The following is a 26,305-nucleotide window of genomic DNA, read 5'->3' as shown; positions in this document are numbered from 1 at the left end:
CTTTTCGAGACCTCAAGTCGTCAGCGCGGCCGCTTGCAGCTGGCCAGCAGGTAGGGCGAGAGCTTGCGTTCGGCCGCTTCCGCGGTGCTGGCACCGCATGCGCGTTCGCGTTCGTATGCCTCGATCTCCTTGTCGAAGTTCAGGGCCGTGTCCTCGGCACGCTCGCCAGGCCCCGGTGCGACATAGGCGCCGTGCTGCTTGAAGTAGGCGTACACCTCGGCCGCTTTCGACCCCGGCTGCCATTTGTCCAGCGCGCGCAGGGTTTTTGCGGCCGCGTCCCAAGCCAGGATCCGGTATCCCGGCTGCGTATCGCGTGCCTGGTGACGGCTGTACAGGGCGGTGACGAGGTAGCGGGTCTTCTGGCCGGCATCGTAGATCACGCCGGGCTCTTCGCCGAACAGGTAGCGCGGCTGCTGCTCCGCAGCCTTGCCGACACCGAGCACGTCGGGCTTGTCGTCCGGGACCGTGGCGCCGATCCGGGTCCAGCCCTGCGGCCCGCCCAGGTACAGGGTGTTGATGGAATCGCGGTCGCCTCCGGTCGACAACGGTGACGAGGTATCGAGATACCAGTCGCAATAACCGTCGTTGTTCAGGTCGATGCGGCGGAAACTGTAGCTGTCACGCATCTCCGATCCGTCCACCCGCTCCCAGCCATTGCCGCCTGCGAAGGACGCGTCGCGGCCGACTTTCGCCGCCCAGGCGAACTCCTTGTAGCGCTTGGCCAGCGCCTGGTATTTGTCGGGCAAGGCCTTCGGCGCGGCTGGCCTGCATTCGGGCACGCGCAGCGTCAGACCCTGGGCTGCGGCCTGGCCGAGGGTGCAGCAGGCAGCGGCCAGGATGAGATGGCGCAGGCGCCATGCAACGATTTTGGTAGTGATCATTGGAGGTCCAGTTGTTTCATTTCCAGGCCGCCGATGTCCTTGTCGGCGACGCCCGGCCGGAAGGTGCGCTCGCCGAAGCCGTCGGTGCAGCGCAGCGACTTGAAGTCGCCTTTGCCGGTATGGCCAGGCGCACCCATGAAGTTCTTCACATAGTCGTGCTGGTCCGACGAGGTCAGGGAAGCGTAGGTACGCTGCCAGTTGCCGCCGTTGTGCGCCCGCGCCACCATCGCCGCCAGGTGCTCCTCGGTTGCATTCGGCCGGTAGGCGAGCGCCGCGTTCATGTTCTTGCGCATCAGGGCGTGACTCATCACGGTGAAGGTATCGAAATTCTCGAAAATCCCCATCAGGAAGGTCTTGGTATCGGCATTACTCATGATCGCGGTGGTGATCAATGCCGCTTTTGCATCGCCCGAGAGATCGACCCCGTTGGAATTGGTCGGCGGCTGGGTCTTGATGCGCACCATGTCCGTGTATTCGCGCTGGCCCAGCCCGGTTTCGGCGGTGAACTTCTGCTTGTTCGCCGCCGACAGGTTCGACCAGGCCGCATTCGCCGCGGCGAACGTCCCGGCCGATGGTGTGCTGGCCCACCACGCCGCCATCTTGTCGCCCCTCGTCTTGGCGGCGTTCAGCATCGTTTTCCGTTCCTCCGTCAGCCCCACCGTGGTCAGCTCATTGGCGGAAAAGCTGTCGTACCCCGCCAGCAATTCGCCCACCAGCGTGCTGGCGATGAACTGCGAGCGCCCGTACGAGGGCGTGTAGACCGGCTCGGTGGTGTTTGGCGGACCGTAGGCCAGCTGGTCGCGCGGCGCGAAGCACTTGGTGGCATTGCAGTAGTAGCCGATCCCCGGGCACCCTCCGGTACTGCAGTCGCGGTTGATCCGGCCGGTCTCGTTGATTTCGGATGCGGCTTCGTATTTGGCGATGCGGCGCTTGGCCTGGTCCTGGCTCGCCCCGGTGCCGCAGGCAAGGATGCGCTGCTTGTTGGCGTTGTTCGCTGTGGCCGAGGTGACCTTGATGTCGGCGTCGCCGGCGGCGAACTTGATCTGCGGGAGCAGGTTGGCACGCACAGGACAGCTGTTACCGAACAGCGCCTGCCGGTCCGCCGCGATATAGCTGGCGATCAGTCTGGTGGCATCGTCGTCGTTCATCGTGATCGTGAACTCCGGAATGCTGATCAGGTTCCTGCCGTAGTGCTGGGTGAACAGGTTGACGTCGTTGCCGCCCGTGCCCATCCAGGTCTTGGACGAGTTGTTGCCCCCGAGGTAGTTGCCCTTGACGTCGACCAGCAGGCCGGCGCCGTTCTGCGCGTATTCATTGCGCTTCAGTCCGAGCGCGTTCAGGCCCGGGCCGGCCTGGATGTCGTCGACGATGAAGGCCCAGCGTGCCTTGGTATAGCCCTGGTTATCGCCCAGGGCGGCACCGTTGGCGCCGGTGGTGATCGCAAAATAGCGGATGCGCGCGGCGCCGTCCGGATCGAAGAATTCGTCCGGGCGCCCGCCGGCATAGGCATACAGGTCGAGCAGCATGGTGGCCGGCAGGTGGTCGAGCGCGTCGCCGACACCGCGCGGGTCCGGACTGATGAAGCGCGTCCGCGCGGGATCGAAATAGCGGGCGCCGTGGTAGGCCAGCCCGCTGTCGGCGTCGTGGTACTGGCCGACGTAGCGCAAGGGGCTGGTGCAGCCCCGGCAAGGGCGCCGCGGCGGCCTGGATCAGGCCGGGCGTGGCACGCGGTTCCTGCCACACGGTGCGTCCCCCTTCCGACATGCTCAGCACCTTGCCTGCCTGGTCCGTGTGGAGGGCGCGCACCGGTGCGCCGAACAGCCAGTTGCGGGCACGCCGCCACAGCGAATCGGCACGCGCGTCGATCTGCGCCAGTGGCCGCCAGCCGAGATAGGCATACGCGAAACTGAGCTTGCCGTCGGCGGATGCCTCCGCCGCCAGGCGCCGCCCCTCGTAGAAGAACACGGTCGCCTCGTCCTTCCCTTGCGCGCTGCTGACGATCTTGACCACGCGCTGGCCCCGGGCGTCGTACACATAGCGGCTGCCGCCATCGAGGCGCGCGCTGGCGGCCAGTTGGCCGGCGGCATTCCAGGTCAGGCGTTGCGGGCCGCGCGCCGTGTCGATCGTGGCGGGCAGGCCGGCGGCATCGTGGTTGGCCCCGGGCGCACCGCCCAGCGACGCCGCCGTCAGCACTGCGGGAGCCTCGCCCTCCTCGCCCGTGGCGGACGATGCGTCTTCCCCGGCCGGCAGGCTAAAACGGTCGACGCTGCCGTCGCCATGCACGATGTCGGTGGCGAAGCTGCGCTGCCAGCCGATGCGTGAAGCGATGCTGGTGCTGCCGCCGAGCATGGCCGGCAGTGCGCCCCTGGTCGCCATGCGCACGGGCATGCCGCGCGCGTCGGTCTCCTGGCTCAACACGGTTTCACGGCCGTGCTGGTCGACGATGCTGCGTCCAACCAGCCGGCCGGCGTCGTCGTGGCGCCAGTTGTAGCGCATGCGGATCGGGCGGATCACCCTGGCCAGTGCGCCGGCGGGAATGATCTCGAGCGACTCGCTCGTCACCAGGCCGCGTGCATCGCGCTCGCTGGTCGTCACGCGTTCGCCGTCGGCATCCCGGATGCGCAGCTGGTGCACGAAGCTGCCGATGTAGCGGTAGCTCAGGGTCTGTTCGGCTTGCGCCTGGCCTGGCGCGAAACGCTGCAGTTGCAGCATGCGGCCGGCGTGGTCCCAGCGCGCTTTCTGCACGGCGCCACGCGGATCGCGCAGCTCGACGATATTGCCTGCCGCGTCGTGGCGGGCGATGCGCCAGCCCCGGCCGGGGTTGCGGATGGCGGTGACGCGGCCGAAATCGTCGACCAGGCGCAGCGCTTCGGCCTTCCCGGTGGCGAACGCCAGTACGAAGGATTCGGCGGCGGTGCCCATGGCTCCCCACGAGGCGCGCAAGGCGCCCTGCCCGTTCGCGTCCTGCCAGGCGACCGGACGGCCGGACCAGTCGGCCTTGGCCAGGATGCCGCCGACCTGCGCTTCGGCCTGCGGCGCCTCGCCGTCCGGCGCGACGGGCACCGCGCGGCCATCGGCGGCGGTGGCGCCCAGCACTCTGCCGTTCAGGTCGTAGCGATAGCGGGTGATCCGCACCAGTTCGGCGCCGTCGGCCATCGTGGTGGCCACGCGCACCTCTTCGGGCTGGCCGCGCCAGTTGTTGCGCAGCGTGGTCGTGGTGACGAGCGGGCCGTCGGTCACGCGCGTGACGGTCGGGCGCAAGGCGGCATCGCGCGCCAGCACCTCGGTCACGACACCGCCCGGTGCGACCGTCCGCTTGAGCAGCTTGTTGCGCGCTTCGTAGCCGGCGACGGTGATGTCGCTGTTGGCAGGGCTCGGCTGGGCGGCATTCGCAAGCGGCCCATCGATTTCCACCTGCTGGCCATAGCGGTCGTAGCGGTAGCCGAGGCTGCGTTCGATCGCCACGATACCTTCGCGATTGTCCGGGGCGGCGGCGAAACCGCGCTCGGTAACGGCCACCGGCTGGCCTGCTGCGCCGCCCTTGTCGCCGTAGCGGATCAGCGTGACCTGCTCCTTGCCGGGCACCACGCTGGGGCGTGCCACCAGCGCCGGCTGGCTGGACTCGCCCACGTATTCGTAGCGGCGCTGCCAATGGCTCGATAGCGGCTTGCCGTTCTGGTAGAGGGTCCTGGTGACGCGCAGGGGTGCGGCCCAGGCTATCCGTGGTGAGGTCGGACGAGGCGATCGGCAACCCGGCTTCGTCGAGCATGGTCGTGCCGACGTGGCGGCCGGCGCCGTCGTAGCGGTAGCGCACATTGGTCTCGCCGCAGCCGGTGCAGCCGGCACCGCGCACTTCCAGCAGCCGGTAGCTGCCGGCCAGCACGGCATGCCTGAAGACGGTCTTGCGGCCGCGCTCGTCGGTGACGGTCGTCACGCCCGGCTCCGCGAAATCGAGCCGGACGGCTTCGGCCTGCGACCCGGCCTTGCCGCGGATCGACAGGATGCCCTTGCCGTTGACGTCGTAGCCGTAGGTACCGATCCGTTCCCAGGCCGGCTTGCCCGCCATGGCCGTCAGTTCGCTGATCCCGGTCAGCAGGGTGGGAAAGCGCGCGTCCTCGTAGTGATAGGTACGGGCGCCGCTGGGCATGGCGACCTTGACCAGCGTGGTCGCCAGCAGCGTGCGATCGACCTCCGCTCCCTTCGGTGCCTCGGCGCCGTAGGAATAGCTGAAGCGGCCTACAGGACTGTCGATGTGCTGGACGCCGCGAAAGCCGGCCGTGCGATCGTCCTTGCCCAGATAGTGCAGGCGCAGGCTGCGTCCCTGCGGATCGGTCACGCTCAGCAGGACGCCGCGATGATCGTGCTGGAGGGTGACGAATTGTCCGCCGGGCGCGAGGATTTGCACCAGCTTTCCGGCCGAGTTGAAACTCAGCTCGCGGCCGTTCGTCCAGCGCCACACGTATTCCTTGCCGCGCGCGGTGGCGGTCTCGGTGATGCTGCCGTCGGCGGGATTGGCACCGGCACACAGGCTGGGGTTGCGCGGATCGCGGTTGAAGATCAGGCGTGCACCGTCGGCTTGCACCACCTGCAAGGCGGTGGCGGTCACGTACAACTCGGTCTCGTAGGACAGCTTCCAGCCGCGTCCCAGCAGGTTCGTCGATGCGCCCGCCTTGCTGTAGGCGCTGTTGTAGTGGCGCACGATTTCCAGTCCGAGTACGCCCGGCAGCGGCGCCATGTCCACTTCGCGCTGGTATTTGTTGCCGTTGATGATGTTGATGGGATTGCCGGCACCAACGTTCAAGGCATCGGCGCCACTGCCCGAGGCCGGCCCGCCGCCGCCGCAGGTGTCGCCCCCGGGAGCGGGACCGCAAGTGCCAGGCGGATTCGTCGGCGGCAGGGTCGGGGTACCGGGGACGCAGCTCATGTTGGGCGGACATGGCGTGGGCAAGCCGAAACCGGGCAAGTCCGCATGCGAGGCCGCTGACACGAGCAGCAGGACCAGGGTCAACAAGGAAGGAGCGATGGCGGGGCGCGGAAGACGGGTAATCAGGGTAGTCAGTGAAGTCATCATGTCTGATTGCGAACTGAACTTTAACAGGGGCCGGCCGACAGTCTCGGGAACTGGCGGACACCGGCGCGAACGATGTCTGCGGCACTGCCGTCATGTCTGCGATGCAACCCGACTATAGCTGAGAATCTTGTCGTAAAACACATAAATTGTCACTTTCAGAGTGGTTTTACCAACAACAAAGAGTCAATAAAGCGACACTGTTGCAAGCATTTAAACAACTCATGCGTTGCCGCAAGAACGGCTGCGCCAGGCGTCCGGGAGTGCCGCTGCCGCTTCGCCGCCAGGCGCCGGGGGCTGGGCTGCCTGCCACCGCGGCACCAATCCCTATCGGGTAAGTCGTCGCGACCATGATCTGGCGCAGAGACTGTTACGGTTGGGGCCGCTACTGTGGACTTCGTTCCACGCAAATGCCGCTTTTCTTGATCAAAGGCATTGCTTTCCGCTGGAACATTCATAGTCGAAAAGGAGAACGTCATGGCAAGGTTCGGAGTCGAAGCGATCCGATACTTCAGTCACGCGCGCGCCGCAGGCGTGAGCACGGCTGGAGATCTCACCTATACCTTCAACCGAAGTAACGGCTTCGATGCGAAGCTGCGCTCGGCAGGCCACACGCGGGCCTTCTACTGGGCGAACACGGACGCCTGGGAAAACGATATCCGCGATAACGACCAGGGCGGCGACGACCGCAGCTGGGTCGACGACGTCGACCTGTTCTGGATCGAGACCCACGGCGGCCACGAGGCGGACGGCCGTGCGCGCATGCTCTATGACACGCCGCAGACCGAGTGGCGCACCTATTCGAATCGCTGGCAACTGGGCGAGGACTGGAACAACGAATGGGTGATGGCCTATTCCTGCGAAACGGTGAACCGCGACCGCGTGAGCGGCCTGTGGAACATCTTCGCGCGCATGCACATCTATTGCGGCGCCTGGGAAACCATGTGGGATGGCATTACTACCGACGAATGCGGCGAGGACGTGGCCGACAACCTGACGGATGGCGACACGGTCCACCAGGCCTGGCACAACGGCGTGTCCGACTGGTATGTCGACAACCACCCGATCACGGTCTGCGTCGGCAACGCCGCCACCTGGAACAACGGCAACATCCGCTGGGACCTGTCCTACCTGAACCGCGATCACCTGTGGGGACACGGCAATGTCGATGCCGACCTGGCGCCGGCCCAGCAGGCCTGCATCCTGTGGTACTGGACGGAGGGTTGAACCATGAACGAACAACAGCTGATCGATGGCCTGGCCGCCTCCTGCGACGGCCACCTGCCCAACCGCGCCGAGGTGCTCGCCCTGCGCCCTTTCACCCGCGACGATGCCGCCGCCCGTGCGCGCCGTTTCCTGAACCTGATCCGGGAAGCGGACGCCTGCCCGCACGACCGCGCCAATTTCGTCGTCCATGACGACCGCACGCTGGTGCAGCTGCCGGCCGGCGCCCGCGCCGTGGTGTATCACGCGTCCGGCGCACTGCAGTTCCATTCCGGGCTGGCGCCATTCGCCACGCCCTTCGCCCGCGTCGAGGAACGCGAGGCCCTGACCCGGCAGGTCGAAGCGGCCGCCGAGCGCCTGCGCGTGCGCGAATGGGCCGGCGAGCACACCCTCGCCTTCGAGCGCCTGTTCCAGTCCAAGGGCCAGGGCGCCGACCCGAACGGCCGCGTGGCCGAAGCGCTACTGTTTCGCGCCATCGGCGCCTATCGCCAGTCAATCGCCGGCATACCGGTGCTGGGCGCGGCCTCGGTTGCCGTGACGCTGGCCGGCGACGGCGTGCTCGACGCGCTGGCGGTCCGTATCCGTCCCGGCGTGGCCGAGACGCTCGACACGGCGGCCATCATCGCCCCTGAACTGGCGGCGCGCCAGGTGGCACGCAACCTGGCCAGCGTGCTGGGCAAGGCGAAAGAACGCCTGCCGGCCGAGGCCATCGTCTCGCAGACGCTGCGCTTCGGCTACCTCGACCTCGGCAAGCGCAAGGCGCAGCGCGTGCTCGCGCCGGTCTTCCTGGCCCGGTGGTGCTGCGCCATCGCCCGGAAACCCGTGGCTATGTGTTCGCGGTGCCAGCCACCGAGCAGTCCTACCTGGACCTGCCGCTGTTCGGCACCGAGGCCGGCATCACCCGTTCGCGCGCAAACGCCGGCAAGCACTGCGAGGACTGATCCGGCGCCAACGGGCCGCCCCAGGTGCGCGCTTGCGGGTGTGCCGGCAAGAACACGTCGGCGCACCTGCTATTCCCCCGTCCATACAGTTCCCTAACGGACAGACATTTGCAGCGTCAATATCTCAGCGATGGACCAGGCGCCAAACATTCACGCCGCTTATCGCTGGCATCATGAACTGAAAGTTTATTTATGCCTCGCTCCTCTTTATACTGCAACGCAACATCGCAGTATCGACCAGGAGAGCAGCATGCAACACAAGATCACCCAGGCGCAGCAAACGGGTCTGCGCCACCATTTCAGGGCCGCCTTCAGTGCGGTGCGCAGTTTCTCGAATGGCTTGTACGCGGCCCACGGTGGGTGGCACGCCGCCCGTACGACAGTCGCAAGGGGTTGATCATGACGATCCTTGAATTCCTGCCTGTCGCCCTGGCCGTCCTGGCCGTGGTTGCCCGCATCGCCATGTTCCTGCCGCGCCGTCCGAAAACGCTGCGCCAGGTGAACTGACCCGAGCGAACCCATCGCAGCGCAGCAAGCCGGCAGGCCGCTGCGCCCCCCCACGCGGCCCCGTACGTACGTACGCGGGCCGCGTTTTTGTTTCAGGACATTCGTATCGTGAGGCGCCCGGTAGCACGATGGCTGAGCTAGAATGCATGCGCATTTTCTAGCCAGAACGCTATTTCCCTCACCTCAACACACATTCACGATGCGACTTCCTGCACTGACATTTCTGAGCGCGATGAGCGCGCTGACCGTGCTGTCCGCGGCTTCCGCGACGGCTGCGCCCACGCCCGTCACGCTCGACCAGGCGATGGCCCACCCGGACTGGATCGGCAACCCCGCGGAAGCCGCCTGGTGGAGTTGGGACGGCAAGCGCGTGTACTTCAAGCAGAAGCGCACCGGCTCCCAACTGCGCGATACCTTCCTGGCAACCGGTGGCGAAGCACGGCGCGTCGCCGACAAGGAACTCGCTGGCCTGGATAGCCCGAACGTGGTCTACAACCGCGACCATACGCGCGCTGTCCTGATGCGCAATGGCGACCTGTTCGAGCGCGACCTGAAAAGCGGCGCCCTGGTCCAGGTCACGCGCGGCGTGAAGGCGGAAGATCCGCAATTTTCAAACGATGGCCGCGCCGTGCAATTCCGCGTCGGCCACGACTGGTTCGGCTGGGACCGCACGAGCCGCCTGCAGGCGCCGCTCGCCCTGCCGCGCGCGCGGCCAAGGACCCGGCAGCCACGGATCCAGACGCGCTGCGCGAGATGCAGCTGCGCCTGATCTCCACCCTGAAACGCGCCAGGACGACCGCGACGCCGGCCGTGCGCGCGCCGAGGAAGAGCGCCGCGCCGACCCGACCCGCGCGCCCTCCCCGATTTACCCGGGCGAGAAAGTCACGATCGAAGGCAGCGCCCTGTCGCCCGACGGCCGCTGGCTGCTCGTCATCACCGCCGCCAAGAGCGCGGACAAGGGTCCGCGTCGGCAAGATGCCGCGCTACGTGACCGAATCGGGCTATGAGGAGGCGGACGATGAGCGTACCCGCGTCGGCCGCAACAACCCGGCGCCGGAGCAGCTCAAGCTGATCGACCTGGGGGAGGGAAGGTCCACGACCTGTCCTTCGACAGCCTGCCCGGCATCGCCGTCGATCCGCTGGCGCAGCTGCGCGCGGCCGCCAGGCAGGAGCCCCTGAAGGGCAACCGCCCGCTGCGCATTTCCGACCGCGAAGCCGGCGCCATGCGCTGGACCCAGGACGGCAAGAGCGTGGCGGTGATGCTGCGCGCCGTCGACAACAAGGACCGCTGGATCGCCACCGTCGACCTGGGCGCCGCCAAGCTGAAACCCGTGCACCGCCTGAGCGACGAAGCCTGGGTCAATTACGACAATGCCGAATTCGGCTGGCTGCCGGACAACCGCACGCTGTGGTACCTGTCCGAGGAAAGCGGCTACTCGCACCTGTACACCCAGGACGCGGCAGGCCACGCACGCGCCTTAACTAGCGGCAAGTGGGAAGCCGGCGACGTGCAATGGAGCTTCGACGGCTCCACCGCCTACCTGCTGTGCAACCGCAAGACACCCGGCACCTATGAAGTCTGCGCGGTGAACGCGAAGGACGGCGCCACCCGCGAAGTGACCGGCCTGGCCGGCGTCGAACGCTTCGCCCTGTCGCCGGACGAGCGCAAGCTGCTGGTGCACTACTCGAACAGCTACACGCCGGCCCAGCTGGCCAGCGTGCCGGTATCGGGCGGCGCCGCGACGAAGCTGACCGACACCCGCACGCTTGAATACAAGGCGCGCGAATGGATCCAGCCCGAGTACGTGGCCGTGCCCTCGAGCGCGGGCGGCGAGCCGGTCTGGTCGAAGCTGTACCGTCCGGCCAAGCTCGAGCCGGGCAAGAAGTACCCGGTCGTGATGTTCGTGCACGGCGCCGGCTACCTGCAGAACACGACGCAGCGCTTCCCCGTCTACTTCCGCGAGCAGATGTTCCACAACCTGCTGGTGGAAAAAGGCTACATCGTGCTCGACATGGACTACCGCGCGTCGAAAGGCTATGGGCGCAACTGGCGCACCGCCATCTACCGCCAGATGGGCCACCCGGAACTGGTGGACTACCAGGACGGCGTGAAGTACATGGTGGCGAACCACCAGGGCGACGCGGCGAACGTGGGCATCTATGGCGGCAGCTATGGCGGCTTCATGACCTTCATGGCGCTGATGCGCGCACCGGAAATGTTCAAGGCCGGCGCGGCCCTGCGTCCCGTCACCGACTGGACCAGCTACAACCACGAGTACACGGCGAACATCCTGAACACGCCCGACATCGATCCGGAAGCCTACCGCATCTCCTCGCCGATCGAGTATGCCGACAAGCTGCAAGGCCATCTCCTGATCGGCCACGGCATGGTCGACGACAACGTGTTCTACCAGGACTCGGTGCGCATGGCGCAGCGCCTGATCGAGCTGAAAAAGGATAACTGGGAACTGGCCAGCTACCCGCTCGAACGGCATGCCTACACGCAGCCGGAAAGCTGGTTCGACCAGTACCGCCGCATCTTCAAGCTGTTCGAGCGCACGCTCAAGCAGTGATGTACCGGGCGCCCTGCGGGGCGCTTTTTGTTTTAATGTGCACCCATCCGTATCCAACACTGAACCACGCATGCATCCTGTCTCCGCTCCTTCCCGCCTGCGCCTCGGCCTTCGCTTACCCTTCGCTTGCGCCCTGCTGTGCCTTGGCACCGCCTTTGTTCACGCCCAGGACAAGCGGAGCAGCGCCGATCCAGGCTATGTAGGCCTGCCCGTTACCGGCAAGCTCGATGCCGGCCGCGTGCTGAGCGAGCGCCATGGCGATGCGGCGCCGGCACCGGTGCAGGAACCGGGTGCGGGACGGGCGGGCCCGCCATCGGAACCTGCAGGGAAACGCAAAGGCGGTGCGCGCGATGACGACGACGATGAGAAGGGCAAGCCAGCGCCGCGCAAGCGCTTTCGCCATTCCTGCCGGCGGCATCACCGGTGTCGTGGTCGAAAACGAAGGCCGCGGCGAACAGAAGGACGTGCCCCTCACCTTCGGCCAGGTGTTCGCGCCCGGCGACCTGCCGCGTGGCGCGGGCCTGGTCGCCAGGCTGGCCGACGGCGCCACGCTGCCGCTGCAGGTCGACGTCAAGGCCAGCCATGCCGATGGTTCGGTGCGCCACGCCGTCATCTCCACGCTGCTGCCGCGCCTCCCGGCCGGCAAGGACCCGGGCATTGCGTTCGTGAAGACGGCGAAGAAGGCCGACGATGGCGCAGCCGCGAAGCCGCGCGACATTGACGCCACCCTCGACATCGTCGTCGACGGCGAACACTATGGCGCTTCGCTCGGCGCGCTGCTGAAGGCGCAAAAAGCCCGGCCTGGCTGAACGGACCCGTCGTCACCGAGCTGCAGGTGGCCGCGCCGCTACGCAGCGCCAGGGGTGCCGAGCATCCGCACCTGGCAGCCCGCTTTGCCGTACGCTGGTACCGCGGTACCGACAAGGCGCGGGTCGACGTCGCCGTCGAGAACGACTGGGCCTACGAACCCGACCCAGGCAACATCACCTACGACGTCACGCTGTCCGTCGACGGCAAGCCGGTCTACGCGAAACAGAACCTGACCCATTTCCACCATGCGCGCTGGCGCATGCTGGCCTGGAGCGGACAGGCACCGAACGTGCACCTGCGCCACGACACGGCCTACCTGATCGCGTCGCGCGCCCTGCCGAACTACGACCAGTCGGTGCAGGTGTCGAGCAGTGCCATGGACGCCAAGTGGAACGGACCGAAGACCGAGCCGATGGGCGTCGGCCAGGCCTCGCCGGCGATGCCCAACACGGGCGGACGCCACGACCTCGGCATCCTGCCCGGCTGGGCCGCCATCTACCTGCTCGGCATGGACGCGCGCGCCAAGGAGATCACGCTCGCCACCGCCGACCTGGCCGGAAGCTGGTCCACCCATTACCGCGACAAGCGTAGCGGCCTGCCGGTCAGCCTCGCCGACTACCCGTACATGACCCTGCTCGGCGGGAAGCGCGACACCCATAACCCGAAGACCGGCAAGCTCGAAGCCTTCCCGCCCTGCCCGAGGGAAGCCTGCAAGTCGCCTTACAAGGCCGACAGCGCGCACCAGCCGGGTTTTGCCTACCTGCCTTACCTGGTCACGGGCGACCATTACTATCTGGAGGAACTGCAGTTCTGGGCGATGTACAACGTGTTCGCCTCCAACCCCGGCTACCGCAAGAACAACCGCGGCCTGCTGGCCCCGCACCAGGTGCGCGGCCAGGCCTGGAGCCTGCGCACGCTGGGCGAAGCGGCTTACATCACGCCCGACGGCCACCCGCTCAAGCGCGACCTGCTCGCCATCCTCGACAGTAACCTCGACTGGTACAACAGCGAGTACAGCGCCAACCCGCAGGCGAACAAGCTCGGCGTGATCGTCAACGGCCCGGCCGTGATCTACAAGAAGAAGACCGCCGTCGCGCCCTGGCAGGACGACTTCTTCACGGCCGCCGTCGGCCACCTGGCCGAACTGGGCTTCAAGGATGCCGAGCCGCTCCTGAAGTACAAGGCGCGCTTCCCGCTCGAGCGCATGGTGGGCGAAGGCGCCTGCTGGCTGGCCGCGGCCAACTACACCGGACGGTGCGCGCGACGCCGACGGCGCCCTATTTCGACAACATCGGCGAAGCCTATGCGGTCACCGTCGGTCCGGAGGCTGCCGCCCTGCCCTGCGACAGCCCCCAGCTCGCGGCCGCGCTCGACCACAAGCCGGGCGACATGGGCGGCTACGCGGCCACGGCAATGGGCTTTCCCTCCAACCTGCAGCCGGCGCTGGCCTACGCGGCGGGCGTGGGCGGCGAAGCGGGACGCAAAGCCTGGGCCTTGTTCATGGGGCGCAGCATCAAACCCGACTACAGCAAGGGGCCGCAGTTCGCGATCGTGCCGCGCTGAGGTCCGGGTTGCGGCCAGGAGAGCGCTGTCGCGTGGCCAAACGATTACAACATGTAACCGCGATTGCAACGAAGCTGTCCCTGTAGCACCTTGTAGTAACAATAACTCGACAAGGTCCTGAACATGCGACATCCCTCCGCCGTGCTGCCCGTCATGGCAGCCGTTTCCCTCCTGCTGGCAGCGTGCAGCGCCCCCGAGCCGAACCAGCACATGCGTGCCAACGAGGTGACCGCGGGGACGGCACCGCAGCCGGCCGCGGTGGCGCAGCCTCCCGCGGCCTCCCCTGCCGCGGAGGCTGCTGCATTGAAACAGCAGCACCAGCCGCAGCAGCGCGTTACCGTCACCGGTTCGTCGATCGCGTCGTCCTACCTGCCCGCCCCGGCGCCGCCACCGATGGCGTATTCCCGCGTGGCCCCACCCATTCAGCCGGGCATGGACAAGTTCCCGGACAAGACAGCGAACGGCGTGGTCCTGGTCGAGGAGCAGCCCGTCTCCACCTTCAGTACCGATGTCGATACCGCCTCGTATGCCTACGTGCGGCGCCAGCTGACCGAGGGGCAGCTGCCGCCGGCCGCGGCGGTGCGCGTCGAGGAAATGGTGAACTACTTCCCCTATGATTACGTCCGGCCCACGAACCGCGCCCAGCCTTTCGCGCTGACGACGAACGTCATGCCCAGCCCCGGAGCGCGGACAAGCAGCTGGTCCACATCGCCGTGCGCGGCTACGACGTCAAGGCGGCCGAGCGCGCGCCGATGAACGTGGTGCTGCTGGTCGACGTCTCCGGCTCGATGGGACCGCAGGACCGCCTGCCGCTCCTGAAGCAGGGCTTCCACCTGTTCGCGCAGCAGCTGCGTCCCCGTGGACCGGATCGCCATCGTCACCTACGCCAACGGCACGAACGTCGCGCTGGAACCGACAAGCGGCAAGGACAGGCAGAAGATCCTCGACGCCATCGATGCCCTCGGCGCGGGCGGGGGAACCGCCGGCGGCGCAGGCCTGCAGCGCGCCTATGCCATGGCCGAGCGCCACTTCGATGCGAAAGCCGTCAACCGCGTCGTCCTCGCCACCGACGGCGACTTCAACGTCGGCGTGAGCGACCCGCGCGAGCTCGAGAAATTCATCGCCGAGAAGCGCAAGAGCGGCGTTTACCTGTCGATCCTGGGCGTCGGCGAAGGCAACCTGAACGACGCGCTGATGCAGCGCCTGGCGCAGTCGGGCAATGGCAACGCGGCCTATATCGATTCGCTGCTGGAAGCGCGCAAGACCCTGAGCGAGGAACTCGGCTCGACCATGTTCCCGATCGCGAACGACGTCAAGGTGCAGGTCGAATTCAATCCGGCCCGGGTCGCGGCCTACCGCCTGGTCGGCTACGAAACGCGCATGCTGGCACGCCAGGACTTCAAGGACGACAAGGTCGACGCCGGCGACATGGGCGCGGGCCACAGCGTCACCGCGATCTACGAGATCACGCCGGCGGCCGCCGCAGGCAAGCTGGTCGACCCGCTGCGCTACGGCGCGGACAGAGGGAAAAAGGCGGCCAACGCGGCCACGGGCGACGAGCTGTGTTTCGTGCGCCTGCGCTACAAGCTGCCGGGCGAGTCCAGCAGCCGCCTGGTCGAGCAGCCGGTGCGGGCCGCCTCGGTTCCACAAGACGCTGCAGGCCGCGCCCCTTGACGCGCGCTTCGCGGTCGCCGTTGCCGCCTTCGGCCAGCGCCTGCGCGGAGAGCCGCAGGTAATGGGCTACAGCCATGCCGAGATTGCCGACCTGGCCAATGGCGCGCGCGGAGTGGACAGCGAAGGCTACCGCGCCGAATTCGTCAGGCTGGTGCGCCAGGCCGAGGCGCTGGCGAAGGTGGGAGGGAGTGGGCAGCCGTAAGCGCGCGAACGGGCACCTGCTGGTTGAACGCGTGGACGGCGCACCGGTTGCATGAATACAGGCACTCAGGTGGAGCCGTCCACCCTACGGAACGACCTTTTGTCGCTGGCAGCGGCCTAACGTAGGGTGGACTCCTGAGTCCACGCGGTACTGTGTATGCCGACCCGGAGAGCGAGCGGCGCGCACGTGCGCCGATTATTGAAACGTTTTGCCACAGCATACGCACCCAACGCGTGGACTCAGGAGTCCACCCTACGGTGCACTACCCCACGCGTTCAACGCACGCGTGTGCGAACCACGGCGCGGACCAGTTAAGCCGTCCACCCTACGGAACGACCTTTGTCGCTGGCAGCGGCATAACGTAGGGTGGACTCCTGAGTCCACGCGGTACTGCGTATGCAGACCCCGTAAGCGAGCGGCGCGCCCATGCGCCGATTATCAAGACGTTTTGCCACTGCATACGCACCTAACGCGTGGACTCAGGAGTCCACCCTACGGTGCACGACTAGCGGTGGCAACCGCGGCGCTAAGCTGCGTGTGCACCACCCTCGCGACCGAGCCGCCTACCCTACGACAGCAAATCCAGGAGCGTCAACGCCACCACCTTGGTCGCGCTGCGCAAGTCTTCCAGCGCCAGCCTTTCGTCCGCCTTCTTTGCGTTCGATTCCGGCACCGTACGCGGGCCGGCGCCGTACATCACGGCGGGGATGCCGCGCTCGCCATACAGCCGCGCGTCCGCGTACAGCGGCGTGCCGTGGGCGGAATGTCTTCGCCCAGCACCGCCTTTGCATTGCGCTGCAGGGCCGCGGCCAGCTGCCCGGACCCGGGCAGGGGACGCAGCGCATGCGACAGCAGCAGGCGCCGGATCTCGATGCGGATGCCGGGCATGCCCGCCACTGCTTCCTCGATCAGCGCGCGCACGCCCGCTTCCACCTGTACCGGATCCTCTTCCGGAATCATGCGCCGGTCCATCTTCAGGGTCACTTTGCCCGGCACGACGTTGGTGTTGGTGCCGCCATCGATGCGCCCGACCAGCATGGTGGGCGAGTCGATGCCCGGCACGGTCGACTTGATCTTCTTGAGTTCCGGCAGCTGGCCGTAGATCGCGTTCAGGATGCGCGTGGCCGCCTGCAGCGCGTCGACCGCGGTCTCGGGCATGGCGCCATGGCCGGCTTTCCCGTGCACCGTCACCTCCAGCTGCAGGCAGGCGTTGTGCGCGGTGACGATGCCGTGGCTGAAGCCGGCGGCAATCACCAGGTCGGGACGCGTGAGCTCCTGCTCGAGCAGCCAGCCCGGCCCCAGCAGGCCGCCGAATTCCTCGTCATAGGTGAAGTGCAGCTCGACGCCGCCCTTGAGCGGGCGGCCGAGCGCCTCCAATGCACGCACCGCAAAGATATAGGTCGCGAAATCGCTCTTCGACACGGCCGCGGCGCGCCCGTAGAGGAAGCCGTCCTCGACTTGCGCGCCGTAGGGCGGACGGCTCCAGCCTTCGCCCGGCGGTACCACGTCACCGTGGGCGTTGAGCGCAATGGTCGGGCCACCGCCACCGTAGGGCCGGCGCACGATCAGGTTGGTGATGCTCTCCATGCCGTAGTCGCGCACGGCCTGCTGCGGCACCGCGTGGCGCTCGGCTTCCCAGCCGTAGTTGCGCACCATGTCCGCCACCGCTTCCGCGTGCGGCGCATTATTGCCGGGCGGGGTATCGGTAGGAATGCGCACAACCGACTGCAGGAAGGCGACTTCCTCGTCGAAATGGGCGTCGATCCAGTCGAGCAGCTGCTGTCTTGCGTTGGTATCCATCAGTTCCTTCCAGTTTTTGCCCCGGCTTCGAACCAGGCGCCGACCTGCGCCCGTTCGGCGTCGGTCATGTGGGTGAGGTTCGCCAGCGGCATGGCTTTCAGCTGCACGGTCTGCTGGTAGATGCGCTGCGCATGCTGGGCGACGAGTTCGGGAGAATCGAGCATCACGCCGGCCGGCGCCGTGGCAAAGCCGGGCTGGGTCGGATGCGCCGCATGGCAGGCGACACAGCGCTGGCCGACGATGGTGTTCACCGGGCGAAACTGGCGGCGTGGTCCGCCGCCGGCTGCCCCGCAGCGACTGCCGGCGCCACCGGTGCCTTCGGTGCGATCAGCACCGCCAGTAGCGCCAGCAGGGCGACCCCGGCCGCCGGGTACTTCCACTCGATGCGGCCCTTGTGGCGCAGGTTGAAGAAGTGGCGGATCAAGACGCCCGCCGCCATGATCACGGCCAGCACTGCCCAGGCGTGTTCATGGCGGTAGGTCATCGCATAGTGGTTGCTGATCATGAGGAACAGCACGGGCAGCGTGAAGTAGTTGTTGTGGACCGAGCGCTGCTTGGCCTTGATGCCGTAGGAAGGATCGGGCTTGTCCCCCGCCATCATCGCGTTCACCATCTTGCGCTGGCCGGGAATGATCACGTGGGCGACGTTCGCGACCATGATGGTGCCGATCATCGCGCCGATGTGCAGGTAAGCCGCGCGCCCGCTCAGCAGGTGGGTCAGCACATAGCTGGCGCCCACGAGGAAGGCGAAGATGACGACACCGAACAGCAGGTCGCGCTTGCCCAGCGGCGACTTGCACAGCAGGTCGTACACCAGCCAGCCGACGACCAGGGAACCGAGGCCAATGCCGACCGCCTGCCAGCTCGACAGGTCCGCCACGCTGCGGTCGACCATCATCGCCTGCGCGTTCAGGTAATACACGATAAAGAGGAGCGCAAAGCCCGACAGCCAGGTGGAATAGGCTTCCCATTTGAACCAGTGCAGTTCCTTGGGCAGTTCGGCCGGGGCGACCAGGTATTTCTGCGGGTTGTAGAAGCCGCCGCCGTGCACCGCCCAGAGTTCGCCGGCGACGCCTTTTTTCGCCAGCTCCGAGCCCGGGGCCGGCGGCTTGATGGTGTTATCGAGCCAGACGAAATAGAAGGAGGCACCGATCCAGGCGATGCCCGTGATGATGTGCAGCCAGCGTACGAGCAGGTTGAGCCATTCGAGGCCATAGGGGCCCAGGGTTCCGAACACGTCCATGCACACGTCCTTGTCGCGAGTATTTCACTGACGATAAACCGATTTCATTTTGTACAACATGAAACATGGCGTATATTCGACATAATCGAACGGATATACGCCAAACATCGCCCACATGGCCGCCCTGCCCCAGCACCTCGATATCCACCTGATTCGCATCCTCTACCTGCTGCTGGTGGAGAAGAACGTCTCGCGCGTGGCGCTGAAATTGAACCAGCCGCAGCCCTCGATTTCCGCCTCGCTGCGCAAATTGCGCGAACTGACTGGCGACCCGCTGCTGGTGCGCGGCGCCCGCGGCATGGTCCCGACCCAGCATGGCGAAAGCCTGCTCAAACCCGCCAAGCGCATCCTCGACGAAACCGAAAACCTGTTCGTCAAGAAGTCGCCTTTCGTGCCCGAGGAAGCGGCGCGCACCTTCCACATTGCCGCGCCCGACTACCTCGACACCCAGTTCCTGCCGAATGTCGTGGCCGCGGTGCGCCGCGGTTCGCCCAACAGCCGCGTCGCCATCCACGGCATGGGTCCGGGCTCGGACTACCTGCGCATGCTGTCGGACGGCGAGATGGACCTGGTGATCGCCAACTGGGACGAGCCGCCGGCGCACCTGCACATCTCGAAGCTGTTCGAAGACCCCATCGTCTGCACCATGCGTGCCGACAGCCCGTATGCGAAGCGCACCGCCTTTGACGCGATGACGATCGAGGATTACCTGGCCCTGCCGCACGTGGCGCCTTCGCAGACCCTGCCAGGCTACCACGGCGTGATCGACTCCTTCCTCGCGCGCCAGGGAATGCAGCGCAAGATCGCGGTGGAGTCGCCCTACTTCGGCCTGATCCCCTACATGCTGACCCAGACCGACCTGGTACTCACCACCGGCCGCCAGTTCATGCGCTTTTATGAGAAGGCGCTGCCGCTGAAAACCTTCGACATGCCGCTGAAATTCCCGCCCATGCGCTTCTACCAATTGTGGCACCAGCGCGTGCACCAGTCGCCCGAGCACAAATGGCTGCGCGACCAGGTGAGCCAGGCCGCACGGGCATTGCAACCGAAGTAACCGCTTACTATATCGCTGCGCAATCCGCTCCATCATGCTGGCCATATGAGGACGCGGGTTGCAGGATTTATCATCGACTGCTCCACCACGGAACCGCCGCCATGACCACGCTTTCCAGCCTGAACACCCTTGATGCCTCCGCCTTTGCCGCCGCGCTGAACGGCATCTACGAGCATTCGCCCTGGATCGCCGAACGGGCGGCAACGCGCCGTCCCTTCGCCACCCTGGCCGCGCTCAAGCTGGCGCTGCAGGCGGTGGTGACGGAAGCGGGCGAGGACGAGCGCCTGGCCCTGCTGCGCGCCCATCCCGAGCTGGTCCGGCAAGGCGGCGGTCCGGGGCGAGCTGACGCCGGAATCGACGGGCGAGCAGGCAGCCTCCGGCCTGAACCAGTGCAGCGCCGAGGAATACGCGCAGTTGCAGGCGCTCAACGCCCAATACAACGAGAAGTTCGGCTTTCCCTTCATCCTGGCCGTCAAGGGACCGACCGGGCGCGGGCTGACGCGCACGGCGATCATCGCCACCTTTACCCGCCGCCTGAAGAAGAACGGCCGTGACGCCGAGCTGGCCGAGGCCCTGCGCCAGGTGCACCGCATCGCCGAGATTCGCCTGAACGCGCTGCTGGACGTCACGCCTGAAATCGGCGCGCTTGTGATGGACTGGTGCGAGACCATCGGCGCATGGAGCGACGCCGAGGACGGCCTGACCTGCGCCTACCTGACGCCCGCGCACCGGCGCACGGCCGAACAGATCGCCGCCCGGATGAATGAGGCCGGCATGGAAGCGCACATCGACGCCGTTGGCAACGTGGTCGGGCGCTATGCGGCGGAGGATGCGGGTGCGAAAACCCTGGTCTCCGGTTCGCACTACGACACCGTGCGCAACGGCGGCAAGTACGACGGCCGCCTGGGCGTGCTGCTGCCGATTGCGCTGGTGCGCCACCTGCACGCGCGCGGCGAACGCCTGCCCTTCCACCGGAAGTCATCGGCTTCGCGGAAGAGGAAGGCGTGCGCTTTCGCAGCACTTTCCTCGGCAGCAGCGCCGTCACCGGCGGCTTCAATCCGGCCTTGCTCGACGCGATTGATGCGGATGGGGTGACCATGCGCGCAGCACTGGTCGCGGCCGGGCACGATCCGGCTGCCATCGGCGCGATCGCGCGCCGGCGTGAAGACCTGCTGGGCTTCGTCGAGGTGCACATCGAGCAGGGCCCGGTGCTGCTCGAACGCGGCCTGCCGCTGGGAGTGGTGACAGCGATTGCCGGCAGCTCGCGTTACCTGGTGGAGCTGACGGGCGTGGCCAGCCATGCCGGTACCACGCCGATGGGCATGCGCCGCGATGCCGCCGCGGCAGCGGCTGAAATCGTCCTGCTCGTCGAACAGCGCTGCAGCGGGGTCGCATCGCTGGTCGGCACCGTCGGCCAGCTCGAGGTGCCGGCGGGTTCGGTCAACGTGATTCCAGGCGCCTGCAAGCTCTCGCTCGACATCCGGGCGGCCGATGACGCCGTACGCCTGGCGGCCGTCGACGACATCCTGGCAGGCATCAGCGCCATTGTGCCCGGCGCGGCATCGAGGAAAAAGCTGCATAAAATCGTCGAGGCGGAAGCGGCGCCTTGCTCGCCGCGCTTGATGGATTTGCTCGGCGCGGCGGTGGAACGTGCGGGCGTCCCGCGCTTCGACCTGCTCTCCGGCGCCGGCCATGACGCGATGCAGATGGCGCAGCTCACCGAGGTGGCGATGCTCTTCACCCGCTGCGGCAATGGCGGCATCAGCCACAATCCGCTGGAGACGATGACGGCCGACGATGCCGAGCTGGCGGCGCAGGTGCTGCTCGACTTCCTGCGCAGCCTGGGCTGAACACGTGGGCAAACTGCCATGATCAGCTTGCGCAAGGCCATGCCCGGCGAGATCGCGGCGCTGTGGGACCTGCGTACGCGCGCCGTCGCGCATGGGTGCGCCGGGCATTACACGCCCGAGGTACTGGGTGTCTGGCTGGCCGCGCCTGCGCCGGCGAGCCTGGCCGATCGCATCGCACTGGGACAAGCCATGGCCGCCGTCGAGGACGGCGCCCTCCTCGGCTATGCCGTGCTCGATACGCGCGAGGGCGAAGTCGATGCCGTGTTCGTCGACCCGGACGCGCAGGGTCGCGGCGTCGGTCTGAGCCTGCTTGCGTCGGTCGAGGCGGCCGCGCGCACCACGGGCCTGACGCGTCTGTTCCTCTCGGCTTCGCTCAACGCCGTGCCCTTCTACCGGTGCGCAGGTTTCATCGCCGTGCGCGAAGAGCTGTACCCGCATCGTTCGGGTATCGGCATCCCGTCGGTCTACATGGAAAAACAGCTGTCCTGAACCCGGCGGCCTGCTAGCGGCCGCGCCGGGTCAACGCGAGGGCGATGCCGCCCAGGATCGCGCTGGAGGCCAGCACCAGCCGCGGCGTCAGGGACTCGCCCAGCCAGGTCACGGCACCCAGCGCGGCCAGCGGCGGCACCGACAGCTGCACGGTCGCTGCCCGCATCGCCGACAAGTCGCGCAGCGCCGCGTACCAGAACGCGTAGCCGACACCGGAGCTCAGCGCGCGGAAACGATGGCCAGGGTGACCCCGGACGCGTCGGCATGTGCGACGCCCGTAAAAGGCAACCACAGTGCCGGGGCCAGCGGCGTGGCGTACATGAAATTGCGCGCGGTGGCGCCGAGCGGATCGGCAGTGTCTCCCCCCGCGCACCGTCCGCGCAGCGAGTACACGCCCCGGACAAGCCCGCCAGCGCCATCAGCAGGGTGCCCGGCCATGGCGGCGCGGCGACGCCCGGCAGCACAAGATAGACCAGGCCGGCGGCGGCCAGGCCAGCCCCAGCCAGCCGGGCAGTGAGAAGCGCTCGCCCTTGCGCAAGGCGGCACCGAACATCGTCAGCTGGACGGCGCCGAACAGCACCAGCGCACCCATCCCTGCCGGCAGGCTGACATACGCGAAGGAGAAGCAGGCGACCCAGGCGAACAGCATCGACGCCGACCACCAGTCGGGCCTGGCTGCCGCTTTTTCACGGCGCAGGCGGACGAAGGCGCCCAGCGCCAGCGCTCCGGCCACGACCCGCAGCGCGCCGAAGCTGGCCGGGTCGATGCTGCCGTCCTGCAGCGCAAGCCGGCACAACAGGGAATTGGCGGCGCAGGCCAGCATTGCGGCCGCCGTGCATGCCAGCGTCATCACAGGGCGACGGATGGTGGCAAGGTCACGCATGGGCCCCCCCGCGCGCGCTGCTCGGCTCGGCAGGCGATGGCGGGCGCGGCAATCCGCTCGTGTCCTCGCCTGGAATGCTTACAAGGTAGGCGCCCTGCCGCCGTCAGGCAAGCGCGGCCCCGCACAGGTGCGCGAACGGGCCCCGCTTCAGCGGCAGCTTGAAACGGCGGTGGCGCGGATGCCTCGACGGCGGGACAGCGCGAGCCTCCGGGTCACTCGACGTCCGGGGGCGGCTGGCGGCGCGATACGGCGCGGCTTTTCAGCCAGTCGCGTCCGCCCCGCTCGAGGGCGCGCTTGATAACATCCGGCGGCAGGCTGTAGACCGTCGCCCGGTGGCGCGGCCGTCCACGGCGTTCGACGGGAAGCTGCTCGTTTCGATCGGCCAGTTGTATTTGCGCTTGAGCGCGCGGACGATGGCGGCCAGGGTGACGCGCCCGCGCAGCGGTTCGGCGCCGGTCTGGTCTTCGTTCGACAGCAGCACGGCCAGCACGGCGCCGCGCGCCGTCGTCGGACCGGGATAAATGGGAGATTTGCTCGGCATGCGGCATTCTAGCCGCGTTTACCGGTGGAGATTGCACGGGTGCACGAGGCTTGCGCCCTGTTTACCCGCCGCATTGCGGGCGAGGCCACCTGCGCCGGCCGCGCCTCCGCAGGCCACCGCTCCCTTCGCCAAAGCGCCGGGCCGACCGCTTCCGTGAGCGCGTTGCGCAATCCGTCACGCGCCCGTCCGCAGCCTCAGCCTGCCGCCCGCGCCCGTTCCAGCATCGCATGCAGCAGCACGTTGCAGCCCGCTTCCAGGTGATCCGGACGCGCATCCTCGATCTCGTTATGGCTGATCCCATCCTTGCAGGGCACGAAGATCATACCCGATGGTGCCACGCGCGCCGTGTAGATGGCGTCGTGGCCGGCGCCGGAGACAACGTCCATCGTCGAGTAGCCCAGCTTGTCGGTGGCGGCGCGCACGGCGTTCACGCAGTCCGGATGGAAGGGGCATGGCGGGTAGTAGGAAACCCGCTCGATGTCGATGCCCAGCTTCGACTGCGCCCGCGTTTGCGCGATGAAGGCGAGCATCTCCTCGTGCATCGTGTTCAGCAGCTCGTCGTTCACGTTGCGCAGGTCGATGCTGAACTTGACCTGGCCGGGAATGACGTTGCGGCTGTTCGGGAATACCTGCACCATGCCGACCGTCCCGCGGCCGTAGGGCGGGTAGCGGTTGGCGATCGCCACCACCTCCTGCATGATGGTGGCGGCGACCTGCAAGGCGTCGCGGCGCAGGCCCATCGGGGTCGGGCCGGCATGCGCTTCCATGCCGGTCACCACGCAGTCGTACCAGGACAGGCCCATCACGGCCGGCACGACGCCGATCACCTTGTCGGCATCTTCCAGTACCGGGCCCTGCTCGATGTGGGCTTCGAAATAGGCGCCGATCGGATGCTGGCCGGGTTCCTCGTCGCCCAGGTAGCCGATGCGCTCCAGTTCCTCGCGCACGCTCTTGCCCTCGACATCCCTGGCGGCATAGGCCGTCTCCAGGCTGAAGGCGCCGCAGAACACGCCGGAACCCATCATCACCGGGACGAAGCGCGAACCTTCCTCGTTGGTCCAGAACGCGACCTCGATCGGCGCCTCGGTCCCGATGCCATGGTCGTTGAGGGTACGCACCACTTCCAGGCCGGCGAGCACGCCATAGTTGCCGTCGAACTTGCCGCCGGTCGGCTGGGTGTCGACGTGGCTGCCGGTGACGATCGGGGCCAAAGCGTTGTTGCGGCCGGGGCGGCGCATGAAGACATTGCCGATCCTGTCGACCGTGACCGACATGCCGGCTTCGCGGGCCCAGCGCACGACCAGGTCGCGGCCCTGGCGGTCGAGGTCGGTGAGGGCGAGGCGCTTGACGCCGCCCTTCTCGGTGGCGCCGATCTGCGCCAGTTCCATCAGGGATTGCCACAGGCGTTGGCCGTTGATGCGCAGGGTGCTGGACATGGTGATGTTCCGTTCGTGGTGGTGGCGGGGCGATGCGTGATTGCGGCTATCGGTTGCGGTCGGGGGTGCATGCGCGGGTTGAACGCGTGGGCGGCAGTGAGGCAGCGTCATCGCGGCCTGTGTTGGTGTAGCCGCTCACCCCAGGTCCGTGCCAGCAGCGCCGACGGGGTTCATGCCTGCGTCGTGCCGAAAGCGGGACGGTCGATGTGGCGGCCGGCGCCCTCCTCGGCGCGCAGGTCGCCGCGCTCGAACACGAGCTTGCCGGCGGCGATCGTGTGGGTGGGAATGCCGCGTACCGTGCGTCCCTCGAACACGTTGAAGCCGCCTTTCGCGAACTGGGTCTTGCTGGAAATGGTACGCGAGCCGTTCGGGTCCCAGACCACGATGTCGGCGTCCGCGCCGACGTCGATCACGCCCTTCCTCGGGTACATGTTGAAGATCTGGGCAGCGTTGGTGGACGTCACGCGCACGAATTCGGACGGCGTCAGGGTGCCGCTGTTGACGCCTGCGTCCCACACGATGGCCATGCGTTCTTCGACGCCGCCGCAGCCATTCGGGATGCGGGTGAAATCGTCCTTGCCGGCCGCCTTCTGCTCGGCGCAGAAGGTGCAGTGGTCGGTAGCGGTCGTGTGCAGGTTGCCGCCGCGCAGACCCTGCCACAAGGAGGCCTGGTGGTGAGCGCTGCGAAACGGCGGACTCATCACGTGGCCACGGGCGAAATCCTCGTCTTCGCTGGCATACACGCTGTCGTCGATGACGAGGTGGCCGGCGAGTGCCTCGCCGTAGACGCGTTGCCCCTTCGCACGCGCGCGGGTGATAGCCTCGAGCGATTCGGCGCAGGACACGTGGACGATGTAGACGGGCGTGCCGAGCACGTTCGCAATTGCAATGGCGCGGTTGGCCGCTTCCGCCTCCACTTCCGGGGGGCGCGACAGCGGATGCGCGCGTGCGCCGGTGATGCCCCTGGCCAGCAGCTCGCGCTGCAACTGGTAGACCAGCTCGCCGTTCTCGGCGTGGACGGTCGGGATCGCACCAAGTTCAAGCGCGCGCCGGAAACTCTTCACCAGGGTTTCATCGTCGGCCATGATGGCGTTTTTATAGGCCATGAAGTGCTTGAAGCTGTTGACGCCGTGCTCGCGCACGAGCGTGCCCATCTCGGCGTGCACCGACTCGTCCCACCAGGTGACGGCGACGTGGAAGGTGTAATCGCCGGCCGCCTTGCGCGCCCAGCCTCGCCAGGTGTGGTAAGCCTCCAGCAGCGACTGCTTCGGGTCGGGGATGACGAAATCCATGATGGTCGTGGTGCCGCCTGCCAGGCCCGCCGCGGTGCCGGTGAAGAAGTCGTCCGCGGTGACCGTGCCCATGAAGGGCAGCTGCATGTGGGTATGGGTGTCGATCCCGCCCGGCATCACGTACTGCCCGCCGGCGTCGACGACGGTGGCGTCGGCCGGCGCGTCCAGGTTCTCGCCGACGGCGACGATCCTGTCGTTTGAACAGAGCACGTCGCCGCGGAAGGCGCGGTCGGCGTTCACGATGGTGCCGCCACGGATGATCGTCGTCATGGAA

19 protein-coding genes and 6 pseudogenes are annotated in these 26,305 nt (G+C 67.2%); 14 read left to right on the top strand and 11 right to left on the bottom strand.

Translation table 11 applies throughout. From position 1 onward, the window contains the following. Positions 1-20: 20 nt before the first annotated feature. The 4 genes and pseudogenes from G4G31_RS09550 to G4G31_RS29010 form a co-directional block, all read right to left on the bottom strand. A complete protein-coding gene (locus G4G31_RS09550) occupies positions 21-881 on the bottom strand; it encodes a hypothetical protein (RefSeq protein WP_182991225.1) in 861 nt (286 codons plus the stop codon). After that, on the bottom strand, positions 878-2,548 hold the full coding sequence (locus tag G4G31_RS25585) for an RHS repeat-associated core domain-containing protein (protein ID WP_229425472.1): 1,671 nt from the start codon (positions 2,546-2,548) through the stop codon (positions 878-880). Before G4G31_RS25585 ends, G4G31_RS09550 begins: the two co-directional genes overlap by 4 nt. A 421-nt stretch (positions 2,549-2,969) precedes the next feature. Further along, positions 2,970-3,803: pseudogene (locus tag G4G31_RS29015) on the bottom strand (hypothetical protein); the annotation flags it as partial. Between the two features lie 1,690 nt (positions 3,804-5,493). Continuing rightward, positions 5,494-5,616 (bottom strand): annotated as a pseudogene (locus G4G31_RS29010) (DUF6531 domain-containing protein); the annotation flags it as partial. An 810-nt stretch (positions 5,617-6,426) separates the two neighbouring features. On the opposite strand from G4G31_RS29010, the gene G4G31_RS09535 reads away from it, so the two are divergent. From G4G31_RS09535 to G4G31_RS28190, 6 genes are all read left to right on the top strand, one after another. Continuing rightward, a complete protein-coding gene (locus tag G4G31_RS09535; protein WP_182991222.1) occupies positions 6,427-7,176 on the top strand; it encodes a DUF6345 domain-containing protein in 750 nt (249 codons plus the stop codon). Positions 7,177-7,179: 3 nt separating this feature from the next. After that, positions 7,180-8,211 (top strand): hypothetical protein, encoded by a 1,032-nt coding sequence (locus G4G31_RS09530; RefSeq protein WP_182991221.1) that lies wholly within the window; start codon positions 7,180-7,182, stop codon positions 8,209-8,211. A 153-nt stretch (positions 8,212-8,364) separates the two neighbouring features. Next, positions 8,365-8,511 carry a hypothetical protein gene (locus tag G4G31_RS09525; RefSeq protein WP_182991220.1) on the top strand — a complete coding sequence of 49 codons (147 nt, stop codon included), beginning with the start codon at positions 8,365-8,367 and terminating at the stop codon, positions 8,509-8,511. Positions 8,512-8,853: 342 nt separating this feature from the next. Then, positions 8,854-9,390, top strand: a complete 537-nt coding sequence (locus G4G31_RS28200) for a hypothetical protein (protein ID WP_308622147.1) — start codon at positions 8,854-8,856, stop codon at positions 9,388-9,390. Beyond that, positions 9,375-9,800, top strand: coding sequence for a hypothetical protein (locus tag G4G31_RS28195; protein WP_308622146.1), 426 nt, complete (start codon positions 9,375-9,377; stop codon positions 9,798-9,800). The genes G4G31_RS28200 and G4G31_RS28195 overlap by 16 nt, the downstream gene beginning before the upstream one ends. A gap of 44 nt (positions 9,801-9,844) precedes the next feature. Further along, on the top strand, positions 9,845-11,194 hold the full coding sequence (locus tag G4G31_RS28190) for a S9 family peptidase (protein ID WP_308601837.1): 1,350 nt from the start codon (positions 9,845-9,847) through the stop codon (positions 11,192-11,194). 115 nt (positions 11,195-11,309) lie between these two features. Here the strand turns inward: G4G31_RS28190 and G4G31_RS09515 are convergent, their stop codons facing one another. Then, positions 11,310-11,450, bottom strand: a complete 141-nt coding sequence (locus tag G4G31_RS09515) for a hypothetical protein (RefSeq protein WP_182991219.1) — start codon at positions 11,448-11,450, stop codon at positions 11,310-11,312. A 94-nt stretch (positions 11,451-11,544) separates the two neighbouring features. Here G4G31_RS09515 and G4G31_RS25575 point away from each other — a divergent pair, with 94 nt between their 5' ends. The 5 genes from G4G31_RS25575 to G4G31_RS09495 all read left to right on the top strand — a co-directional run bounded on the left by G4G31_RS25575 (position 11,545) and on the right by G4G31_RS09495 (position 15,443). Then, the gene (locus tag G4G31_RS25575) at positions 11,545-12,003 is read left to right on the top strand and encodes a hypothetical protein (protein ID WP_229425471.1); all 459 of its coding nucleotides are present in this window, start codon (positions 11,545-11,547) and stop codon (positions 12,001-12,003) included. Between the two features lie 26 nt (positions 12,004-12,029). After that, positions 12,030-13,688, top strand: a complete 1,659-nt coding sequence (locus G4G31_RS09510; protein ID WP_229425470.1) for a hypothetical protein — start codon at positions 12,030-12,032, stop codon at positions 13,686-13,688. A 2-nt stretch (positions 13,689-13,690) separates the two neighbouring features. Then, a complete protein-coding gene (locus G4G31_RS09505; RefSeq protein ID WP_182991218.1) occupies positions 13,691-14,323 on the top strand; it encodes a von Willebrand factor type A domain-containing protein in 633 nt (210 codons plus the stop codon). Between the two features lie 102 nt (positions 14,324-14,425). Beyond that, a complete protein-coding gene (locus tag G4G31_RS09500; protein ID WP_182991217.1) occupies positions 14,426-15,241 on the top strand; it encodes a YfbK domain-containing protein in 816 nt (271 codons plus the stop codon). Next, on the top strand, positions 15,222-15,443 hold the full coding sequence (locus tag G4G31_RS09495; protein ID WP_182991731.1) for a YfbK domain-containing protein: 222 nt from the start codon (positions 15,222-15,224) through the stop codon (positions 15,441-15,443). The genes G4G31_RS09500 and G4G31_RS09495 overlap by 20 nt, the downstream gene beginning before the upstream one ends. Before the next feature lie 568 nt (positions 15,444-16,011). Here G4G31_RS09495 and G4G31_RS09490 read toward each other — a convergent pair. Together G4G31_RS09490 and G4G31_RS09485 are read right to left on the bottom strand one after the other, a co-directional pair. After that, positions 16,012-17,243 (bottom strand): annotated as a pseudogene (locus G4G31_RS09490) (M20/M25/M40 family metallo-hydrolase). Next, positions 17,243-18,486: pseudogene (locus G4G31_RS09485) on the bottom strand (urate hydroxylase PuuD). The pseudogenes G4G31_RS09490 and G4G31_RS09485 overlap by 1 nt, the downstream one beginning before the upstream one ends. A gap of 115 nt (positions 18,487-18,601) precedes the next feature. Between G4G31_RS09485 and G4G31_RS09480 the strand changes: the two are divergent. The 3 genes and pseudogenes from G4G31_RS09480 (at position 18,602) to G4G31_RS09470 (ending at position 21,879) form a co-directional block, all read left to right on the top strand. Continuing rightward, entirely contained in the window at positions 18,602-19,540 is a 939-nt protein-coding gene (locus tag G4G31_RS09480; RefSeq protein WP_182991216.1) for a LysR substrate-binding domain-containing protein, read from the top strand. 101 nt (positions 19,541-19,641) lie between these two features. After that, positions 19,642-21,390 (top strand): annotated as a pseudogene (locus G4G31_RS09475) (allantoate amidohydrolase). An 18-nt stretch (positions 21,391-21,408) separates the two neighbouring features. Then, entirely contained in the window at positions 21,409-21,879 is a 471-nt protein-coding gene (locus tag G4G31_RS09470) for a GNAT family N-acetyltransferase (protein ID WP_182991215.1), read from the top strand. A 13-nt stretch (positions 21,880-21,892) separates the two neighbouring features. Here the strand turns inward: G4G31_RS09470 and G4G31_RS09465 are convergent. The 4 genes and pseudogenes from G4G31_RS09465 to hydA form a co-directional block, all read right to left on the bottom strand. After that, positions 21,893-22,762, bottom strand: a pseudogene (locus G4G31_RS09465) (DMT family transporter). Between the two features lie 259 nt (positions 22,763-23,021). Beyond that, on the bottom strand, positions 23,022-23,303 hold the full coding sequence (locus G4G31_RS09460) for a hypothetical protein (RefSeq protein ID WP_229425469.1): 282 nt from the start codon (positions 23,301-23,303) through the stop codon (positions 23,022-23,024). A 194-nt stretch (positions 23,304-23,497) separates the two neighbouring features. Beyond that, on the bottom strand, positions 23,498-24,739 hold the full coding sequence (locus G4G31_RS09455) for a Zn-dependent hydrolase (RefSeq protein ID WP_182991214.1): 1,242 nt from the start codon (positions 24,737-24,739) through the stop codon (positions 23,498-23,500). Positions 24,740-24,909: 170 nt separating this feature from the next. Further along, positions 24,910-26,301 carry a dihydropyrimidinase gene (gene hydA, locus G4G31_RS09450; RefSeq protein ID WP_182991213.1) on the bottom strand — a complete coding sequence of 464 codons (1,392 nt, stop codon included), beginning with the start codon at positions 26,299-26,301 and terminating at the stop codon, positions 24,910-24,912. Positions 26,302-26,305: the final 4 nt, after the last annotated feature.

The organism is Massilia sp. Se16.2.3 (genome assembly GCF_014171595.1).
Taxonomy (GTDB): domain Bacteria; phylum Pseudomonadota; class Gammaproteobacteria; order Burkholderiales; family Burkholderiaceae_D; genus Telluria.
The sequence above is the reverse complement of the archived record's forward strand: the minus strand, read 5'-3'. Positions and strand labels throughout refer to the sequence as shown.

What these genes read in the sequence shown, in the direction of transcription:
- G4G31_RS09480 (WP_182991216.1), top strand. Translation starts at nt 18,602, where the DNA reads ATGGCCGCCCTGCCCCAGCACCTCGATATCCACCTGATTCGCATCCTC.
- G4G31_RS09455 (WP_182991214.1), bottom strand. Translation starts at nt 24,739, where the DNA reads ATGTCCAGCACCCTGCGCATCAACGGCCAACGCCTGTGGCAATCCCTG.
- G4G31_RS28200 (WP_308622147.1), top strand. Translation starts at nt 8,854, where the DNA reads ATGAGCGCGCTGACCGTGCTGTCCGCGGCTTCCGCGACGGCTGCGCCC.
- G4G31_RS09550 (WP_182991225.1), bottom strand. Translation starts at nt 881, where the DNA reads ATGATCACTACCAAAATCGTTGCATGGCGCCTGCGCCATCTCATCCTG.
- G4G31_RS25575 (WP_229425471.1), top strand. Translation starts at nt 11,545, where the DNA reads ATGACGACGACGATGAGAAGGGCAAGCCAGCGCCGCGCAAGCGCTTTC.
- G4G31_RS28195 (WP_308622146.1), top strand. Translation starts at nt 9,375, where the DNA reads ATGCAGCTGCGCCTGATCTCCACCCTGAAACGCGCCAGGACGACCGCG.
- G4G31_RS09460 (WP_229425469.1), bottom strand. Translation starts at nt 23,303, where the DNA reads ATGCCGAGCAAATCTCCCATTTATCCCGGTCCGACGACGGCGCGCGGC.
- hydA (WP_182991213.1), bottom strand. Translation starts at nt 26,301, where the DNA reads ATGACGACGATCATCCGTGGCGGCACCATCGTGAACGCCGACCGCGCC.
- G4G31_RS09535 (WP_182991222.1), top strand. Translation starts at nt 6,427, where the DNA reads ATGGCAAGGTTCGGAGTCGAAGCGATCCGATACTTCAGTCACGCGCGC.
- G4G31_RS09470 (WP_182991215.1), top strand. Translation starts at nt 21,409, where the DNA reads ATGATCAGCTTGCGCAAGGCCATGCCCGGCGAGATCGCGGCGCTGTGG.
- G4G31_RS09530 (WP_182991221.1), top strand. Translation starts at nt 7,180, where the DNA reads ATGAACGAACAACAGCTGATCGATGGCCTGGCCGCCTCCTGCGACGGC.
- G4G31_RS09525 (WP_182991220.1), top strand. Translation starts at nt 8,365, where the DNA reads ATGCAACACAAGATCACCCAGGCGCAGCAAACGGGTCTGCGCCACCAT.
- G4G31_RS28190 (WP_308601837.1), top strand. Translation starts at nt 9,845, where the DNA reads ATGCGCTGGACCCAGGACGGCAAGAGCGTGGCGGTGATGCTGCGCGCC.
- G4G31_RS09515 (WP_182991219.1), bottom strand. Translation starts at nt 11,450, where the DNA reads ATGGCGCTCGCTCAGCACGCGGCCGGCATCGAGCTTGCCGGTAACGGG.
- G4G31_RS09505 (WP_182991218.1), top strand. Translation starts at nt 13,691, where the DNA reads ATGCGACATCCCTCCGCCGTGCTGCCCGTCATGGCAGCCGTTTCCCTC.